The sequence below is a fragment of the Streptomyces boetiae genome (assembly GCF_031845405.1).
Taxonomy (GTDB): domain Bacteria; phylum Actinomycetota; class Actinomycetes; order Streptomycetales; family Streptomycetaceae; genus Streptomyces; species Streptomyces boetiae.
In genome coordinates, this window is the sequence record NZ_JAVREN010000022.1 from 64,635 (window position 1) to 82,236 (window position 17,602).

Below are 17,602 nucleotides of genomic sequence, written 5' to 3' on the forward strand. Positions count from 1 at the left end.
TCGCCGCCGCTCGCCTAGGCTCGATGGGGTGAGCAGACTGCACGTGGTGAGCGGCAAAGGCGGCACCGGCAAGACGACCGTCGCCGCCGCGCTCGCCCTCGCGCTCGCGGAGCAGGGCCGCCGCACGCTGCTGGTCGAGGTCGAGGGGCGGCAGGGCATCGCCCAGCTCTTCGAGACCGAGGCGCTGCCCTACGAGGAGCGCCGGATCGCCATCGGCCCCGGCGGCGGCGAGGTCTGGGCCCTGGCCATCGACGCCGAACTCGCCCTGCTCGACTACCTCCAGATGTTCTACAAGCTCGGCACCGCCGGCCGCGCCCTGCGCCGCCTGGGGGCCGTGGACTTCGCCACCACCGTCGCGCCCGGGCTGCGCGACGTGCTGCTGACCGGCAAGGTCTGCGAGGCGGTCCGCCGCCGCGGCCCCGGCGGCGAGGGCCGCGCCTACGACGCCGTGGTGATGGACGCCCCGCCCACCGGCCGCATCGCCCGCTTCCTCGCGGTCAACGACGAGGTCGCGGGCCTGGCCCGGGTCGGCCCCGTGCACCACCAGGCCCAGGCCGTGATGCGGGTGCTGAAGTCCGCCGAGACGGCCGTCCACCTCGTGACGCTGCTGGAGGAGATGCCGGTCCAGGAGACCGCCGACGGCGTCGCCGAACTCCGCGCCGCAGGCCTGCCGGTGGGCGCCGTGGTGGTCAACATGACGCGTCCGCCGCTGGAGTTCCCCGACCCCTCCGGCGTTCCCGCGACCGAGGTGGCCGCCGCGCTGCGCCGCGCAGGGCTGCCCAACTCCCGCCGCCTGGCCGGGCCGTTGCTGGCCCAGGGGCGCGCCCACGCGCGCCGCGCGGCGCTGGAGGAACGCCTGCGCGCCGGCCTGGGCGCCCTCGAACGCCCGGTGCACGAGCTGCCGTTGCTCCCCGACGGCGCCGACCTCGCGGGCCTGTACCGGCTCGCGCGTCGGCTGCGCGAGCTGGACTGGTGAGGAGGCCGGAAGGATGTCCGCGTCGGAATTCCCTTCTCCCGAACGGGAGATCGGCTCCCCCGCCCTGGAGGTCGACCCCCTGATCGACGACCCCGGCACGCGGATCGTCGTGTGCTGCGGCTCCGGCGGCGTGGGCAAGACGACGACGGCCGCGGCGCTGGCGTTGCGCGCGGCGGAACGCGGGCGGCGGGTCGTCGTGCTGACGATCGACCCCGCCAGGCGGCTGGCGCAGTCCCTCGGCCTGACCGAGCTGGACAACACGCCCCGGCCGGTGGCGGGGGCCGAAGAGGCCGGGGGCGGGGAGCTGTTCGCGATGATGCTGGACATGAAGCGCACCTTCGACGAGATCGTCGAGGCGCACGCGCCGCCCGCCCGGGCCCGCGCCATCCTGGAGAACCCCTTCTACCAGGCGCTGTCGGCCGGGTTCGCGGGGACGCAGGAGTACATGGCCATGGAGAAGCTCGGGCAGCTCGCGGCCCGCGGCGAGTGGGACCTGATCGTGGTCGACACCCCGCCCAGCCGCTCCGCGCTGGACTTCCTCGACGCCCCGCAGCGGCTCGGGTCCTTCCTCGACGGCCGGTTCATCCGCGTGCTGATGGCCCCGGCCAAGGCGGGCGGCCGGGCCGGGCGGAAGGTGATGAGCCTGGGCATGGCCGGGCTCGGCCTGTTCACCGGCACGCTGGGGAAGGTGCTGGGCGGGGCGCTGCTGCGCGACGTGCAGACCTTCGTGGCGGCCATGGACACGATGTTCGGCGGGTTCCGGGCCAGGGCGGACGCGACCTACCGGCTGCTCCAGGCCCGCGGCACGGCCTTCCTGGTGGTGGCCGCGCCGGAGCGGGACGCGCTGCGCGAGGCGGCGTACTTCGTGGACCGGCTGGCCGCCGACCGGATGCCGCTGGCCGGGCTGGTCCTCAACCGGGTGACGCTGCCCGCCGGTTGGGGCCCGGGGGGCGGCGGGCCGGCGGGCTCGGGGAGCGGGGGAGGAGCCGTGCGGCTGAGCGCCGAGCGAGCCGTCGCGGCGGCCGAGGCGCTGGAGGCAAAAAATCTTGCGCCCGACGGCATTGTCGATCATCAGCCCGGGCAGGATGGCTCACAGACATCGCTCCCGGGCCCCGGCCGCCCCTCTCCCGAGGCCGCCCCGCGAGCCGCTTCTGCCGACGACGGCGTCGGCCACGGCCCTTCCGATCTTCTCGCCGCCGGACTGCTGCGCGTGCACGCCGAGTTGGTGCGCAGGCAGGCGCGCGAGGAGCGCACCCGCGCCCGGTTCACCGCCCTGCACCCGGACGTTCCGGTCGTGGAGGTCGCAGCCCTGCCCGGGGACGTGCACGACCTGGCCGCGCTGCGCGCGGTCGGGGACCTGCTGGCCGGGCAGGGGGACGGGCGCCGCCCGGCGCCCCCGGCTCCGTCCGGGCCTCAGCCCACGTCCGCGTAGCCGGCGAACTCCTCGATGCTCTCGGCGTAGCTCTTGCGGCGCCCGCGGCGCGTGCCCGCGCGCTCGTACTCCAGGCGCGCCGTCTCCAGCAGCCGCCGCCAGGAGGTGACCGTGGGCCGCCGGCGCAGCAGCGCCCGCCGCTCGCGTTCCGTCATGCCGCCCCAGACGCCGAACTCGACGCGGTTGTCCAGCGCGTCGGCCAGGCACTCCGTGCGGACCGGGCATCCCGTGCAGACCGCCTTCGCCCTGTTCTGAGCAGCCCCTTGTACGAACAGTTCATCCGGATCCGTCGTGCGGCAGGCCGCCTGCGCACTCCAGTCGGTAACCCAGCTCATGCCGGTGCCGTCCTCTCCCGAATCGAGGCTCCCCCACGGCGGCAATGGCATATTCACCCTTGCCAGTTGAGGACGTTACGGAAGGCCAGGACGGCACAACACCCCCAGTGGGTCCATTCTTGGATGGCCCGATCGGACTATGGGCATTGCGAAGTCACCCGCACGGGTGAGGCGACTGCCGCGCTGGTCAGCGCGCCGCGCTCGCCGGCGGCGCTGCCCGGGGCGTTCGCGCCGGTGCCCGCCGCGGCCCGCCCGCGATTCCACCTGTGTGGGGGATGGGCGACGCAGCCGCGAGCGGCTATGTGAACCGTGAGTAGCTTAGGCGAACGGTCGCTCTCCTGTCCGGCGTTTGGGAACGTTAGGCTGGACACCATGAGCAGAAGGCGTCCCGGCGGCGGACTGGGCCCGGCGCAGCAGCTGGCGAGGTTTCTCGGGGTGAGCGTGCTCTCCGGCGCGGTGCTGGCCGGCCTCGCGCTGCCCGCGATCGGGGCCCTGGGCCTGGCGGCGCGCGGCACCATGGAGGGATTCGACGAGATCCCGGCCGACATGGAGCGGCCCCCGCTCAGCCAGCGCACGACGATCCTCGACGCCGAGGGGAACCGCATCGCGGACGTTTACTCGCGTAACCGCACGGTCGTCTCCCTGGACGAGATGTCGGAGAACGTCCGCCGGGCCATCGTCGCCATCGAGGACGAGCGCTTCTACGAGCACGGCGCCGTCGACCTGCGCGGCCTGCTGCGCGCCCTGACGCGGAACGTCGGGGCCGGCGCCGTCGAGGAGGGCGCCTCCACGCTCACCCAGCAGTACGTGAAGAACGTCTTCGTGGAGGCCGCGGGCGACGACCCCGAGGCGGTGGCGGAGGCCACGATCCAGGCGGGCGCCGCGGGCCTGGGCCGCAAGATCCGCGAGATGAAGTACGCGATCCAGCTGGAGGAGGAGCTCTCCAAGGATCAAATCCTGGAGAACTACCTCAACATCACCTATTTCGGGCAGCAGGCGTACGGCGTGGAGGCCGCGGCCCAGCGCTTCTTCTCCACCTCGGCCGCCGATCTGGAGCTGCACGAGGCCGCGCTGCTGGCCGGCCTGGTCCAGTCCCCCAGCGCGTACGACCCGCTCGTCAACCCCGACGCGGCCCTGGAGCGGCGCAACGTCGTGCTCCAGCGGATGGTCGAGACCGAGGACATCACCCAGGCCGAGGCCGACGAGGCGATCGAGCGGGACCTGGGCCTGGACGTCAGCGAGCCGCGCAACGGCTGCATCACCGCGGTCAACGACGCGGGCTTCTTCTGCGACTACGTGCGCGAGGAGTTCCTGAACAACCCCGTCTTCGGCGAGACCCGCGAGGACCGCGAGGACCGGTGGGCCCTGGGCGGCCTCACCATCCGCACCACCCTCGACCCGCGGGCCCAGCAGGCCGCCGCCGAGGCCGCCACCGAGAACGTCTTCGCCGACGACTCGGTCGCCGCCCAGGTCGTCCAGGTCGAGCCCGGCACCGGCCACATCCTCTCCATGGCCCAGAGCCGCCCCTACGGCAACGACGTGGAGCAGAACCAGACCGTCCTCAACCTCTCGGTCTCCGCCGGCATGGGCGGCAGCACCTCGGGCTTCCAGACCGGCTCGACCTTCAAGCCCTTCACGGCCGCGGCGGCGCTGGAGCAGGGCGTCTCGCCCGCCACGACGTTCACCACCGACCACGAGATCACGGTGGACAACGACTCCTTCCGCACCTGCGACAACCAGCCCTACGAGGCGACGCCCAACGAGTACGACGTGCAGAACGAGCGGGAGGACGAGCGCGGCACCTGGGACATGACCTCCGCCCTCGGCCAGTCGATCAACACCTACTTCATCCTCCTCGAACAGCAGATCGGCTTGTGCGAGACGGTGCGGATGGCCGCCGACCTCGGCGTCCGGCGCGGCGACGACACCGACCTGCACCTCAGGCCCTCGGTCACCCTCGGCGCCCAGGAGTCCACCCCGCTGATGATGGCCACCGCCTACGCCGCCTTCGCCAACCGCGGGGTCTACTGCTCGCCCACCGCCATCCTCTCCATCACGGACGCGGACGGCGAGGAGCTGCCCGTCGAGCCGGCCGAGTGCGAGCGTGTGATGTCCGAGCGCACCGCCGACACGATCAACGTCATGCTGGGCGGCGTCGTCCAGGACGGCACCGGCCAGTCGGCCGGCCTCACCGACCGCGACAACGCGGGCAAGACCGGCACCACCGACGACCGGACGGACGTGTGGTTCGTCGGATACACGCCTGACATCTCCACCGCCGTGCACGTCGGCAACCCCGCGGGGCGGACGCCGATGGAGAACCTCACCATCGGCGGCCGGTACTTCGACCGCGCGAGCGGCGCGGGCGTCGCCGGCCCGATCTGGCGCCAGGCCATGCAGGGCGCGCTGGAGGGCGTTCCCGCCTCCTCCTTCAACGACGTCAACGTCCCGCGCGGCAACGACCGCCCGACCCGGCCGGACGACGGCGACAACCGCCTGCCGGGCGGCGACGACGGTGACGACGGCGGCAACGGCAACGACAACGGCGGGGGCAACGGCAACGACGCCGACGGCGACGACGGCGGCGCCTTCGGCGACTGGCCCGACATCGAATGGCCCCCCGGCTTCATAGGAGGCCAGGGCCGCAACGACTGAGCCCCACCCGCTCGCGCCGCGCCCGCTCCGCCCCGGCCGGGGACGTTCGCCCGACGCCCCGGCCGGGGACGTTGGACCCGCTACGCCCCGGCCAGGGCCCGCTTCACGGCCGCCGCGACCCGGCCGCCCTCGGCCCGGCCGGCGACCCGCGGGTTCACCAGCTTCATCACCGCGCCCATCGCGCGCGGGCCCTCCGCCCCCTCGGCGCGGGCCTGCGCCACGGCGGCGGCCACCAACTCGTCCAGCTCCGCGTCCGAGAGCTGCGCCGGCAGGTACGCCGCCAGCACCTCGCCCTCGGCCCGCTCCCGGGCCGCCTGCTCCGGCCGCCCGCCCTTCTCGAACGCCTCCGCGGCCTCCCGGCGCTTCTTCGCCTCCCGTCCGATGACCTTGACCACCTCGTCGTCGGACAGCTCACGGGCCTGCTTCCCGGCCACCTCCTCGGTGGTCACCGCGGCGAGCGTCATCCGCAGCGTTGCCGACGTCAGCTCGTCCCGCGCCTTGATCGCCGTCGACAGGTCGCCCTGCAGCCGTGACTTCAGAGACTTCGATGCACTCATGCACCCATTGTGGCAGCGGGCACGGAAGGTCCGGCCATCTGAAACGATGAGCCCATGCGCGCCCGCTACCGCATCCCGCTCGCCGCCGGGGCCCTCGCCGCCGGCACCGCCGTCTACGCCGCCGGGTTCGAGGCCCGGTCCTTCCGCCTCCGGCGGGTCGCCGTGCCGGTCCTCCCGGCGGGCGCCCCCCCGCTGCGCGTCCTGCACCTCTCGGACATCCACATGGTCTCCGGCCAGCGCAAGAAGCAGCGCTGGCTCCAGTCCCTGGCGGGCCTGCGCCCCGACCTGGTGATCAACACCGGCGACAACCTCTCCGACCCCCACGCCGTCCCGGAGACGGTCGACGCCCTCGGCCCCCTCCTCGGCTTCCCCGGCGCCTACGTCTTCGGCTCCAACGACTACTACGCCCCCGTCTTCCGCAACCCCGCGCGCTACCTCGCCGAACGCCTCTCCGGCCGCCACGGCCTCAACGGCAACGCGGCCCCGGCCCGCAACGTCCCGCGCAACCCCTGGCCGGAGCTGCGCGACGCCTTCGACGCCGCCGGCTGGGCGAACCTCACCAACACCCGCGCCCGCGTCAAGGCGGCCTCCCTCACCGTCGCCCTCACGGGCCTGGACGACCCCCACATCCGCCGCGACCGCTACGCCGAGGTCGCCGGCGGCCCGGACACCGACGCCGACCTCTCCCTGGCCGTCGTCCACGCCCCCTACCTCCGCGCCCTGGACGCCTTCACCGCCGACGGCTACCCCCTGATCCTCGCGGGCCACACCCACGGCGGCCAGATCTGCGTCCCCTTCTACGGCGCCCTGGTCACCAACTGCGACCTCGACGCCCCCCGCGTCAAGGGCCTCTCCACCCACGAAACCCCAGGCCACCGCGCCTACCTCCACGTCTCCGCCGGCTGCGGCGCCAACCGCTACACCCCCTTCCGCGTCGCCTGCCCCCCCGAGGCCACCCTCCTCACCCTCACCCCCCGCGAAACCTGATTTCCCGTACGCCAAACGGTCGGCTAGAGTAGTCGTCGCTACACCGGGGTGTGGCGCAGCTTGGCAGCGCGCTTCGTTCGGGACGAAGAGGCCGTGGGTTCAAATCCCGCCACCCCGACTCACGAAACACCAGCTCAGGGGCCTGATCCGCTACAGCGGGACGGGCCCCTGACAGTTTCCGGAGCCCTCTCGGGAGAAGATCTTGGTTGGCCTCCCCCAGGGCGCCGCCGCGTCCGCGTGCGGGGGGGTGCCTCTATGTCTTTCGTCAAGCGAGGCGTGGGGTTCTGGGTTCGTGGAAGGTGCCATCGCGGAGCATCGCGAACAGCACGCTGATGCGGTGGCGGGCGAGTCGGAGGAGGGCTTGTGTGTGGGTCTTTCCCTTGTTCCGGCATTTGTCGTAGTAAGTGCGGGAGGCGGGATCGTGGAGGGCGGCGAAGGCGGACAGGAACATGGCCCGTTTGAACTGGCGGTTTCCGCCTCTGGGGGCGTGCTCGCCGTGGATGGAGGTGCCGGAGGACTTCGTCGCCGGGGCGAGGCCGGCGTAGGAGGCCAGGTGGGCGGCGGTGGGGAAGCTGGTGCCGTCGCCGACGGTGACCAAGCAGTGTTGCGGCGGTCCTGACGCCGACCCCGGGCATCGACGTCAGGACCTTCGAAAGAGGGTGGGCCTCCAGCAGAGCCTCGATCTGGGTTTCCAGCGCGGGGCGCTGTTCGTGGACCGCGGCGAGCGAGCGCGCCAGCGACGGGATCACGACATCGAGCGTGCCGGTGCCGGGAACGACGACGGTCCGCTCATCGAGTGCGTCGAAGACGTCGTCGATGAGGCGGGCGGCCATGCGCGGGGCCTTGGGCCGGATGAGCTCGACGAGTCTGCGGCGTCCGGCTTTCCGCAGGGCGGCCGGGGAGCCGTAGCGTTCCAGCAGCCAGGTGACGGCCTGGTGGTCCAGGCGGGGGCCCAGGACGCGTTCGAGGCTGGGGTGGAACTGGGTGAGCAGGCCGCGTATCCGGTTGGAGGTGCGGGTGGCCTCGGCCGCCAGGTCCTGGTCGAATCCGACCAGCACGGTCAGCTCGGCTGTGATCTCGTCGGTGAGTTCCAGCGAGCGCAGGGTGTGCGGCATGGTGCGGGCGGCGTCCGCGATCACCGCGGCGTCACGCGCGTCGGTCTTCGCTTCGCCCGGGTAGAGGTCCGCGATCCGCCGCATCGCCAGCCCCGGCAGGTAGGCGACCTTGCAGCCCGCGTCCCGGGCGACGGCCAGCGGGAGAGCGCCGATGGAGGCGGGCTGGTCCACGATCACCAGGACGATGCCGAACTTCGCGGCGAGCTTTTCGAAGACGGCCCGCAGCTTCGGTTCACTGTTGGGCAGGGGCTTGTCGAAGACCTTCTTGCCGGCCGGGGTGAGCCCGTGCCCGTGGCGGGCGGTCTTGCCGACGTCCAGGCCGAGGAAGACGCCCACGTCGCCGGTGCCGAACATCGTGCTCCCAACTGCGTCAGTGCGGTGCTGGCCACGGTGTCGGCGCCGTACGCGCGCATCCACGTTATGCAGACCTGCCACCCGCAAGCTGCCCGGCGTTGCGCCAGGCCAGGCGGTAGCCGGACCTCTCATCAGCGTCTCCAACGGCACCCCTCGGGCCCGGTGACACCACCCCCCAGGTCATCCGAACTACAGGGGGGAACAGTCATGCCGGGCCCGGAGGCCAGCGGCCCTCTTGCAGGACCGCGAAAAACATAACGGGGGCCAGCGGCCAGCGCTTCTCATCTGTGCAGGCTCGCGAATTGCTGAACCCAGCGAATTCGGATGGTGTAGCCGCAGCGCTTCAGCTCTCGCGCCAAGGCGACCCGGTGCGGTGAATGGCGTACGTCCGGCGCTCGCAATCGGCGCCACGCGTCCGGGCTTGAGCGCTCCGGTGGGCGAGGGCTGGAGTACAGCCACGCACGGCCGGGAAGAACGCGTCCCAGCGTCCGCCATTCCTCAACTGCCGTACCGGGCCTCGCCGAAGCGGGTAGGATCGGTCGGCGTCGCGGTGCTGGATGATGCGGTGCGCAGGAACGCAAACGGCTTCCGGGCCATTCGTGCCGATGAGGGGGAACCTCCTGTGAAGGACGAGAACGACGACCCGGTCCCGCAGGCTCCCGCAGATTTCATGACGGGCGCTATCCAGAGCATGAACGAGACGCTGTTCCGGATAGGGGATGTCTCGGACGAGGACATCGCGGCGATGGAGAAGCAGACCGCCGCGATCCAGGCCCAGGCGCAACTCATGAAGGCCGCAGCGGAGCTCGCCGAGGCCGACGCGGCACTCAGCAGGGTGACGCGAGGTGACGATGATCCGTCCGAGTGTCCCGACGGACTCCGTCACACGCTGCCGCCAGGGGTCGGAGCCATGATTGCTGGGGACGAGAAAGGCGTCGCCGAGGCTGCGGCGGCTGCCGCCCACTCCGGCTGCCCCGCCTGTCGGAGGGCGTGGACCGAACGGGTCCGCCAGGGCGATGACACGCCTCTGATCCTCGTCAGCGCGTGCTGGCTGCTCGCGCACGCCCAGATCCACGCCCAGCGGGACGGACTGATACCTGTCACCGCCGAGGACTTGTTCGAGCCCGACGTGTTCGAGCAGCTGCGCTCAGGCACCCGTTCCTTCCTGCGCGACCTTTTCCTGAGCGACACCACTGACCTGCCAGATGGCCGTACGGTCCACCAGCCCGGGCCCGACGATCTTGTCCCGGCCATCCAACTGGCTGAGGATAGAGACCGTATGGCGGTCTGGCAGGACGCCTGGGACGGGATCGCCGGCATCACCATGACGGAAGCGATGCGTGAGCCTGGATTCTGAGCCGCAGGACCGACCTACGAACCACGGACAGCCTCCCGATGCACCGCTGGATGGTGCTGGGGGGCGGGGTCGCCCTGCTGCACATCGAGGGCTGCCTCTCACCGCTCGGTCAGACTGGCCATCAGTCGCATTCGCATGCCCGGTGTGACTGGGCATAGCACGCGGAGACCGAGCCGTCGATGTGGCCCATGAGGACCTTCTCCGCGCCGAGTTCCTCCATCGGCTTCCGGTGTGAGTGCCGGAATCCGTGCGGGGTGAGTCCTTTCGCGACGCGGGGCCCCAGCACGCGTATCCACGCCCCTGGGCACCCGCCCACGCGCTCCGCACCTCCTCCACGGAAGCGGACCGGGCCCCGTCCGACCCTGCCGGCACCGTGCCTCAGGCCGGTGACAGATTCGGCAGGTCGATGTCCAGTATGGCCTGGTCAACTCTTTGTCGTAGGTGACGAAGCCGTCCAGGTCCCCGCGGAGGGGATCGGCCGTCGCCGCATGGATGGCGTCGAGGGTGCCGAGCCTCTGCGCCTCATAGTCCGCCGCGGGCCAGGGTCTCCTCGGTGACGGTGACCTGGTCAACGCCCGAGAGTGCGTTGCCGACCAGGAAGGCACCCGCTGGCAGTCGACGCCTGCCCGCCGGAAGGTCCGGGCGATCTCGACTCCGGCGAGCTGCGAGGTCACCAGGCGTGTACCTGGGCCCAGCCCCGCCGCCACCTGCGCAGAGCATCCGTTTCCGCCTCTCTCTGCACCAGCTTCAGCAGCGCACAGGCGTCCATGTAGGAGAGGCTCAGTTTCCGCGCCCCTGGTTGTGCTCGGCGATGAGCGGTTCCGACAGGTACGGCAGGTCGGCCAGATCGTCGATCAGCTCCGGCAAGGCACGAGGGCTACCTCACTGCCCGCGGTGCTGGGCATCGTCCGCAGCGCTGTGGATGAGGGCCTTGAGGCCCTCCGGGTCCGGGACGTGCTTCAGGGCGAGCATGCCGTGCTCGGAGGCGGACTGGATCGTGAGCGTTCCCTCCCTGAGTATCCGCTCCCACAGAGTCGCTCGGAAGGCGACGTCATTGACGCGGGTCAGAGGGATGCTGTGGCCCGTCTTCGTCAGGAAGCCGCTGCGCGTGTACACCCGCTTCGTGGTCACGATGTACACCGTGCTGCGCCACGTGAGCAGGGGAATCAGCCAGAACACGAGCGTGGCCAGAACCGCGGCGCCCACCACAACGTAGGTGGTGACACGGCCCCAGTCCTCGTCGCCCGGGATGACCCACAGCAGGGCCCCGGCCACGATCCAGACCACCGCCAGGAGGAAGAATTCGCCGACGATCTCGGTCCAGTGCTGACGTGTGGCGTGCACCAGTTCCTCGTCTTCGGCCAGATAACGCTGTCCGAAACTCATGCCTGACATCGTGGCACAGCGGCGTTGGGGTGAAACAGCGGACTCCGGCGCGGAAGGCGGGCAAGGCATGACGATGGGTGGCCGGTGCGCGACACAGGAACAGTGCGTCGGCCGCTGTCACCACTCCGGCACGGCCGGCCGGTACCCCACCAGGGTCAGGGCCAGGTCGGCGTAGTGGCGCTCGAGGGTGGGGACCGGGGTGGGGCCGGTGGGGTCGTACCACTGGGCGACGGCGTTGCACATCGCGATCACGGCGCGGCGGGCGTCGTCGGGGTGGGGGGTGGTGAAGGTGCCGCGGGTCAGGCCGGCGGTGATGGCGTCGGCGAAGAGGGCGGTGGCCTCGCGGAGGCGGGCGCGGTGGTGGACGCGGAACTCGGGGGAGACGCTGCGGGCCTCGCCGAGCACGATGCGGCTGTCCACGCGGTGGTGGGCGCGGTGGCGGACGGTGGCGGCGACCAGGGCGGTCAGGCGGCGGGCGGGGTCCTCGCCGGCGGCGGCCAGGGCGGCGGTGCAGGAGGCGAAGTACGCCTCCAGGCCGGTCGCGATGATGCCCTCCAGGAGCGCCTGTTTGCCCGGGTAGTAGTGGTAGAGGGCGGAGAGGCTGACGCCCGCCCGGGCGGCGATGTCGCGGACGGAGGCGGCGTCGAAGCCCCGCGCGGCGAATTCCTCGCGGGCGGCGTCGATGATCGCCTGCCTGCCGGCGGCCTGCCGGCCCGCGGCGGGGCGGTTCCTGGTGTCGGGCATGGGGGCTAGGCTACCCGGGCACTGCTGAACGACCGTTCTGCCGAAGTGAGGAATCCGGCGGCCCGAAGGCTCTGGACGCGGGCCGCGCGGGGCGTTAACTTAACGAACGTTTGGCCGACGGAGGGCTGACGGGGGCTGACGGAGGAGGAGTCGCGTGCGGCGCACGGTTTTCACCGAGGATCACGAGGCGTTCCGGTCGATGATCCGGGACTTCATCGAACGGGAGGTCGTGCCCGTCTACCCCGAGTGGGAGGAGGCCGGGCACCCGCCGCGAGAGTTCCTGCTGCGGCTCGGCGAGCTGGGCGTCTTCGGGATCCAGGTGCCCCAGGAGTACGGCGGGGCCGGCGAGGAGAGCTACAAGTACTACGCCGTCGTGGCCGAGGAGACCGCCCGCGCGGGCGTCAGCTTCGGCAGCACGGGCGTGCACACGAGCCTGGTCCTGCCGTACGTGCTGGCGTACGCCAACGAGGAGCAGAAGAAGCGCTGGCTGCCGGGGTTCGTGACGGGCGAGCTGATGACGGCCATCGCCATGACCGAGCCGGGCACCGGCTCCGACCTCGCGGGCATGGCGACCACCGCCCGGCTTGCGGAGGACGGCACGCACTACGTCCTCAACGGCGCGAAGACCTTCATCACCGGCGGGGTCGTGGCGGACCGGGTGCTGGTCGTCTGCCGCACCTCGCCGGCGACGCCGGAGGACCGGCGGGCGGGGCTGTCGATCCTCGTCGTGGACACGTCCTCGGAGGGGTACGCGGTCGGCCGCAAGCTGGAGAAGATCGGCCTGCGGACCTCGGACACGGCGGAGCTGTCGTTCACCGACGTCAAGGTGCCGGCCGCCGACCTGCTGGGCGAGGAGGGGAAGGCGTTCAGCTACCTCACGCACAACCTGCCGCAGGAGCGGCTCGGCATCGCCGTCAACTCCTACGCGCAGGCCGCGGCGGCGGTGCGTTTCGCGTCGGCGTACACGGCGGACCGGAAGGTGTTCGGCAAGCCGGTGGCGGCGTTCCAGAACACGAAGTTCGTGCTCGCGGACTGCGCGACGGACGTGGACGCGATGCAGGCCGTCGTCGACCGCGCGCTGGAGGCGCACGACCGGCGCGAGCTGACCGTCGCGGACGCGGCGCGCGCCAAGCTCTTCTGCACGGAAACGGCCGGCCGCGTCATCGACCGCTGCCTCCAGCTCCACGGCGGCTACGGCTACATGCTCGAATACCCCATCGCCCGCCTGTACGCGGACAACCGCGTCCACCGTATCTACGGCGGCACGAGCGAGGTCATGCGCGCGATCGTGGCGAAGTCGATGGGGTTGTGAGGCGCCGACGGTGGCCGACGGGGCCCGGGGGTGGCTGACGGAAGCGGGTGGGGGACGCCGTAGCATCCGGGCATGGTGACGAACGGTCGTCAGTGGCGGCTGCCCGAGGACTGGCCCGTGCGGGTGCGGGCCTACGTCCGGGGTGAGCTGACGCCGGTGCCGGCGCGGCGGGCCGCCACCGTGATGCTGCTGCGCGACGGCGCGGGCGGCGGCGTCGAGGTCTTCCTGTTGCGGCGGCGGGCCTCGATGGCCTTCGCCGGTGGCATGTATGCCTACCCCGGCGGCGGCGTGGACCCGCGGGACGTGGCGGCGGCCGGCGAGGCCGGGGCCGTGGTCGGGGCGGCGGTGCGCGAGACCTTCGAGGAGGCCGGCGTGCTGTTCGCGGGGCCCGCGGACGGCGAGGGCCTGGTCGCGGACGTCACCGGGCCCGGCTGGGAGGCGGACCGGGCCGCGCTCGTGGCGCGGGAGCTGGCGTTCGCGGACTTTCTGGAACGCCGAGGGCTGGCCGTCCGGGGCGGGCTGCTGGCCCTCTGGGCGCGTTGGGTCACGCCCGCGTGGGACCCGCGGCGGTACGACACGACGTTCTTCGCGGCCGTTCTCCCGGACGGGCAGCGCACGCGCAACGCCTCCGGCGAGGCCGACCACGCCGAGTGGCTGCGGCCCGCCGACGCGCTGGCGGGCCACGAGCGCGGCGAGCTGCTGATGATGCCGCCCACCGTGGCCACCCTCCGCGAGCTGGCCGCCTGCGCGACGGCCGCCGGGGCGCTGGCCGCCGCGGCCGGGAGGCCGGCGGCGCCGGTGCTCGCCGAGGCCCGCGAGGAGGGCAACGGAGACGTGGTGGTCAGATGGCCGGGGTATGCCGAATTCGAACGCCGCCTGCCCGGCGCGGAGTCCGTGGCGCGGGACGCCGGGGAGCGGGAGAGATGACCGAGACGCCGGCGCAGCCCGGGCGGCCCCTGCCGTCCGCCCCCCAGGGGCAGGTGACCGAGCGCGCCGCGTGCGTCCTGGCGCCCAACCCCTCCCCGATGACCCTCGACGGCACCAACACCTGGATCCTGGCCGAGCCCGGCTCCGACCTGGCCGTGGTCGTGGACCCCGGCCCGTCGGACGAGGGGCATCTGTACCGGGTGGCCGAGGCGGTGGAGCGCTCCGGGCGGCGGGTGGGGCTGACGTTGCTCACCCACGGGCACGACGACCACGCGGCAGGCGCCGGGCGTTTCGCCGAGCTGACCGGCACGGACGTGCGCGCCCTGGACCCGGCGTTCAGGCTGGGCGAGGAGGGCCTGGCGGCGGGCGACGTGGTGACCACCGGCGGGCTGGAGCTGCGCGTGGTGCCGACCCCGGGGCACACGGCGGACTCGCTGTCCTTCTTCCTCCCGGCCGACGGGGCGGTGCTGACCGGGGACACGGTCCTCGGCCGCGGCACCACCGTCGTCGCGCACCCCGACGGGCGGCTGGGCGACTACCTGGACTCGCTGCGCCGGCTGCGCGCGCTGACCGTGGACGACGGGGCGCACACGGTGCTGCCGGGGCACGGCCCGGTGCTGCGCGACGCGCAGGGCGCGCTCGACTACTACCTCGTGCACCGCGCGAAGCGGCTGGCCGAGGTGGAGACGGCGGTGGAGAACGGGCTGCTGGCGCCCGCCGAGATCGTTGCCCACGTGTACGCGGACGTGGACCGGGCGGTGTGGCCGGCGGCGGAGCTGTCGGTGCTCGCGCAGCTGGCGTACCTGCGCGAGCACGGACTGGTGGACCCGGCGCCGTGAGCGCCCGGGCCGTCGGGGCCGCGGGGCGGCGCGGTCAGCGGGAGCGGCGGGCCAGGCGCTCGATGTCGAGGAGGATGACGGCGCGGGCCTCCAGGCGCAGCCAGCCGCGGGCGGCGAAGTCGGCGAGCGCCTTGTTGACCGTCTCGCGGGAGGCGCCGACCAGCTGGGCCAGCTCCTCCTGGGTGAGGTCGTGTACCACGTGGATGCCCTCGTCCGACTGGACGCCGAAGCGGCGGGAGAGGTCGAGCAGGGCCTTGGCGACGCGGCCGGGAACGTCGGAGAAGACGAGGTCGGACATGCTGTCGTTGGTGCGGCGCAGGCGCCGGGCGACCGCGCGCAGCAGGGCGGCGGCCACCTCGGGGCGGGCGCTGAGCCAGGGCTGGAGGTCCGGGTGGCCCAGGCCCAGCAGGCGGACCTCGGTGACGGCGGTGGCCGTGGCGGTGCGCGGGCCCGGGTCGAAGAGGGACAGCTCGCCGATCAGCTCGCCGGGGCCGAGGACGGCCAGCATGTTCTCCCGGCCGTCGGGGGAGGTGCGGTGCAGCTTGACCTTGCCGTCCGTCACGACGTAGAGCCGGTCGCCCGGGTCGCCCTCGTGGAAGAGGGTGTCGCCGCGAGCCAGGGTCACCTCGGCCATGGAACCGCGCAGCTCAGCGGCCTGCTCGTCGTCGAGCGCCGCGAACAGCGGTGCGCGCCGGAGAACGTCGTCCACGAGTTCCTCTCCTTGTCGGCCTGGGTTCGGCCGGGGCCCGGGGCGGCTACGGTCAGGGGGTCGCCAGGTTGCCCCACATCATGCCGGACGCCGCGACAGTGCTATCAGTCACAAGTTTGACGCACGTCGGCGGCGAAGCCCACGCCAGGGGCCCCTTCGGTGGGTCATGGCGCGGGGACCCGGCGAATGTCGGCGGGGCCGTTTACGCTGGCCGGGTGGCTGAGAACCCGTGATGCGCGTGAGCCGCGCGGGGGATGCGACAGGCGAAGGAGAGGGCCGGACGGGTGAGCGCCAACAAGGATTCCGCCGAGAGCGAACGCGCTGGGGCCGTGCGGGTGAGGCCCGCCGCGGGCGGCCGGGGGGAGACCCGGCTCGGCATGGTCCGCCGCGCCCGGAAGATCGACCGCGTCCTGGGCGAGGTGTATTACTACGCCCACCCCGAGCTGGACTTCGAGAACTCCTTCCAGCTCCTGGTGGCCACCGTCCTGTCCGCCCAGACCACCGACCTGCGGGTGAACCAGACGACCCCCCGCCTCTTCGCCGCCTACCCCACGCCCGAGGACATGGCGGCGGCCGACCCCGCGGCGCTGGAGGAGCTGATCCGGCCCACCGGCTTCTTCCGCAGCAAGGCGAAGGCACTCATAGGGCTCTCGGCGGGGCTGCGCGACCGGTTCGGCGGCGAGGTCCCCGGGCGCCTTGAGGACCTGGTGACCCTGCCGGGCGTGGGCCGCAAGACCGCCCACGTCGTTCTGGGGAACGCCTTCGGCAAGCCGGGCATCACCGTGGACACGCACTTCCAGCGGCTGGTGCGGCGGTGGCGGTGGACGGAGCAGAAGGACCCGGAGAAGATCGAGGCAGAGGTCGCCGAGATCTTCCCGAAGAAGGACTGGACGATGCTCTCCCACCACGTCATCTTCCACGGCCGCCGCATCTGCCACAGCCGTAAGCCCGCGTGCGGCGCCTGCCCCGTCGCACAGCTGTGCCCGTCCTTCGGCGAGGGTGAGACGGACCCGGAGAAGGCCAGGAAGCTCCTGAAGTACGAGATGGGCGGCTACCCCGGGCAGCGCCTGAAGCCCCCGCCGGACTACCCCGGCACCCCGGCGCCCCCGCTGGGCGCGGCATGAAGGACGCGCAGGGGGCGGGGGGCCAGGGCGCGGGCGCGCTGTGGGCCGGTGGTCCGGAAGGCGCGGCGGCCGGGCTGCCCGACTGGCTGCACCGGCTGGCCCGGGTGGCGGGCACGATCCAGCCCAGGCAGCTGAGCCGGTGGCTTCCCCCGGCGGCCGGGGGGCGGCCCTCCGCGGTGCTGGTGCTGTTCGGGGAGGGCAAGCTCCCGGCGGGAAAGGCGGGTTCGGGGTCCTCCGGCCCGGCGGACGGCTTGCCCCCGGTCCCGGACGGCGGCGGGGCCGGGCCCGAGCTGCTGCTGCTGGAGCGGGCGTCGAGCCTGCGCGAGCACGCGGGACAGCCCTCCTTCCCCGGCGGCACGCTGGACCCGGAGGACGGCGACCCTGAGGCGGAGGGCCCGCTGCGGGCCGCGCTGCGGGAGGCCGAGGAGGAGACGGGCCTGGACCCCTCGGGCGTCCACGTCTTCGCCGCGCTGCCCCGGCTCTACATCCCGGTCAGCGGCTTCGTCGTCACCCCGGTGCTCGGCTGGTGGCGCGAGCCCTCGCCCGTGGCGCCGGTGGACCCGGCCGAGACCGCGCGGGTGTTCACCGTGCCCGTCGCCGAGCTGGCCGACCCGGCGCGGCGCGGCACCGCGCTTCACCCCAGCGGGTACCGCGGCCCCTGCTTCGAGGTCGGCGGCACGCTCGTGTGGGGCTTCACGGCCGGGGTCATCGACCGCATCCTGCACTACGCGGGCTGGGAGCGGCCGTGGGACCCGGAGCGCGAGATCCCCCTGGACGGCGGGGCGTGAGACCG

At 72.8% G+C, this 17,602-nt stretch carries 15 protein-coding genes, 1 tRNA gene and 2 pseudogenes; 11 read left to right on the forward strand and 7 right to left on the reverse strand.

Annotated elements, in window-relative coordinates; genetic code table 11:
• Window positions 1-28 precede the first annotated feature (28 nt).
• Together RM780_RS16135 and RM780_RS16140 are read left to right on the forward strand one after the other, a co-directional pair.
• Window positions 29-976 (forward strand): ArsA family ATPase, encoded by a 948-nt coding sequence (locus tag RM780_RS16135; RefSeq protein WP_311631423.1) that lies wholly within the window; start codon window positions 29-31, stop codon window positions 974-976.
• A 13-nt stretch (window positions 977-989) separates the two neighbouring features.
• Complete coding sequence (locus RM780_RS16140; RefSeq protein ID WP_311631424.1) at window positions 990-2,408, forward strand: ArsA family ATPase; 1,419 nt, start codon at window positions 990-992, stop codon at window positions 2,406-2,408.
• On the opposite strand, the gene RM780_RS16145 is transcribed toward RM780_RS16140, so the two are convergent.
• A complete protein-coding gene (locus RM780_RS16145) occupies window positions 2,390-2,743 on the reverse strand; it encodes a WhiB family transcriptional regulator (protein ID WP_311631425.1) in 354 nt (117 codons plus the stop codon). The two genes, RM780_RS16140 and RM780_RS16145, sit on opposite strands and share 19 nt — an antisense overlap.
• Window positions 2,744-3,115: 372 nt before the next feature.
• Between RM780_RS16145 and RM780_RS16150 the strand changes: the two genes are divergently transcribed.
• Window positions 3,116-5,398: a transglycosylase domain-containing protein gene (locus RM780_RS16150; protein WP_311631426.1), complete on the forward strand. Its 2,283-nt coding sequence runs from the start codon at window positions 3,116-3,118 to the stop codon at window positions 5,396-5,398.
• Window positions 5,399-5,478: 80 nt separating this feature from the next.
• Here RM780_RS16150 and RM780_RS16155 read toward each other — a convergent pair whose 3' ends face one another.
• A complete protein-coding gene (locus RM780_RS16155; protein ID WP_311631427.1) occupies window positions 5,479-5,955 on the reverse strand; it encodes a GatB/YqeY domain-containing protein in 477 nt (158 codons plus the stop codon).
• A 54-nt stretch (window positions 5,956-6,009) separates the two neighbouring features.
• On the opposite strand from RM780_RS16155, the gene RM780_RS16160 reads away from it, so the two are divergent.
• Together RM780_RS16160 and RM780_RS16165 are read left to right on the forward strand one after the other, a co-directional pair.
• Window positions 6,010-6,942 carry a metallophosphoesterase gene (locus RM780_RS16160; protein WP_311631428.1) on the forward strand — a complete coding sequence of 311 codons (933 nt, stop codon included), beginning with the start codon at window positions 6,010-6,012 and terminating at the stop codon, window positions 6,940-6,942.
• Window positions 6,943-6,986: 44 nt separating this feature from the next.
• Window positions 6,987-7,060 (forward strand) — tRNA-Pro (locus RM780_RS16165).
• Window positions 7,061-7,207: 147 nt separating this feature from the next.
• On the opposite strand, the pseudogene RM780_RS16170 reads toward RM780_RS16165, so the two are convergent.
• Window positions 7,208-8,411 (reverse strand): annotated as a pseudogene (locus RM780_RS16170) (IS110 family transposase).
• A gap of 373 nt (window positions 8,412-8,784) precedes the next feature.
• Between RM780_RS16170 and RM780_RS16175 the strand changes: the two are divergent.
• Complete coding sequence (locus tag RM780_RS16175; RefSeq protein WP_311631429.1) at window positions 8,785-9,768, forward strand: hypothetical protein; 984 nt, start codon at window positions 8,785-8,787, stop codon at window positions 9,766-9,768.
• A 101-nt stretch (window positions 9,769-9,869) separates the two neighbouring features.
• On the opposite strand, the pseudogene RM780_RS16180 reads toward RM780_RS16175, so the two are convergent.
• From RM780_RS16180 to RM780_RS16190, 3 genes and pseudogenes are all read right to left on the reverse strand, one after another.
• A pseudogene (locus tag RM780_RS16180) lies at window positions 9,870-10,118 on the reverse strand (LacI family transcriptional regulator); the annotation flags it as partial.
• Between the two features lie 532 nt (window positions 10,119-10,650).
• Window positions 10,651-11,154 (reverse strand): PH domain-containing protein, encoded by a 504-nt coding sequence (locus tag RM780_RS16185; RefSeq protein WP_311631430.1) that lies wholly within the window; start codon window positions 11,152-11,154, stop codon window positions 10,651-10,653.
• Between the two features lie 117 nt (window positions 11,155-11,271).
• Window positions 11,272-11,898, reverse strand: a complete 627-nt coding sequence (locus RM780_RS16190) for a TetR/AcrR family transcriptional regulator (protein WP_311631431.1) — start codon at window positions 11,896-11,898, stop codon at window positions 11,272-11,274.
• 154 nt (window positions 11,899-12,052) lie between these two features.
• Between RM780_RS16190 and RM780_RS16195 the strand changes: the two genes are divergently transcribed.
• The 3 genes from RM780_RS16195 (at window position 12,053) to RM780_RS16205 (ending at window position 14,976) form a co-directional block, all read left to right on the forward strand.
• Entirely contained in the window at window positions 12,053-13,210 is a 1,158-nt protein-coding gene (locus tag RM780_RS16195) for an acyl-CoA dehydrogenase family protein (protein ID WP_311631432.1), read from the forward strand.
• 75 nt (window positions 13,211-13,285) lie between these two features.
• Window positions 13,286-14,137: an NUDIX hydrolase gene (locus RM780_RS16200; protein ID WP_311631451.1), complete on the forward strand. Its 852-nt coding sequence runs from the start codon at window positions 13,286-13,288 to the stop codon at window positions 14,135-14,137.
• The gene (locus RM780_RS16205; RefSeq protein ID WP_311631433.1) at window positions 14,134-14,976 is read left to right on the forward strand and encodes an MBL fold metallo-hydrolase; all 843 of its coding nucleotides are present in this window, start codon (window positions 14,134-14,136) and stop codon (window positions 14,974-14,976) included. The genes RM780_RS16200 and RM780_RS16205 overlap by 4 nt, the downstream gene beginning before the upstream one ends.
• 34 nt (window positions 14,977-15,010) lie before the next feature.
• Here the strand turns inward: RM780_RS16205 and RM780_RS16210 are convergent, their stop codons facing one another.
• Window positions 15,011-15,685 carry a Crp/Fnr family transcriptional regulator gene (locus RM780_RS16210; protein WP_311631434.1) on the reverse strand — a complete coding sequence of 225 codons (675 nt, stop codon included), beginning with the start codon at window positions 15,683-15,685 and terminating at the stop codon, window positions 15,011-15,013.
• 254 nt (window positions 15,686-15,939) lie between these two features.
• Between RM780_RS16210 and nth the strand changes: the two genes are divergently transcribed.
• Window positions 15,940-16,809, forward strand: coding sequence for an endonuclease III (gene nth, locus RM780_RS16215; RefSeq protein WP_394812990.1), 870 nt, complete (start codon window positions 15,940-15,942; stop codon window positions 16,807-16,809).
• Complete coding sequence (locus tag RM780_RS16220) at window positions 16,806-17,597, forward strand: NUDIX hydrolase (RefSeq protein ID WP_311631435.1); 792 nt, start codon at window positions 16,806-16,808, stop codon at window positions 17,595-17,597. Before nth ends, RM780_RS16220 begins: the two co-directional genes overlap by 4 nt.
• Window positions 17,598-17,602: the final 5 nt, after the last annotated feature.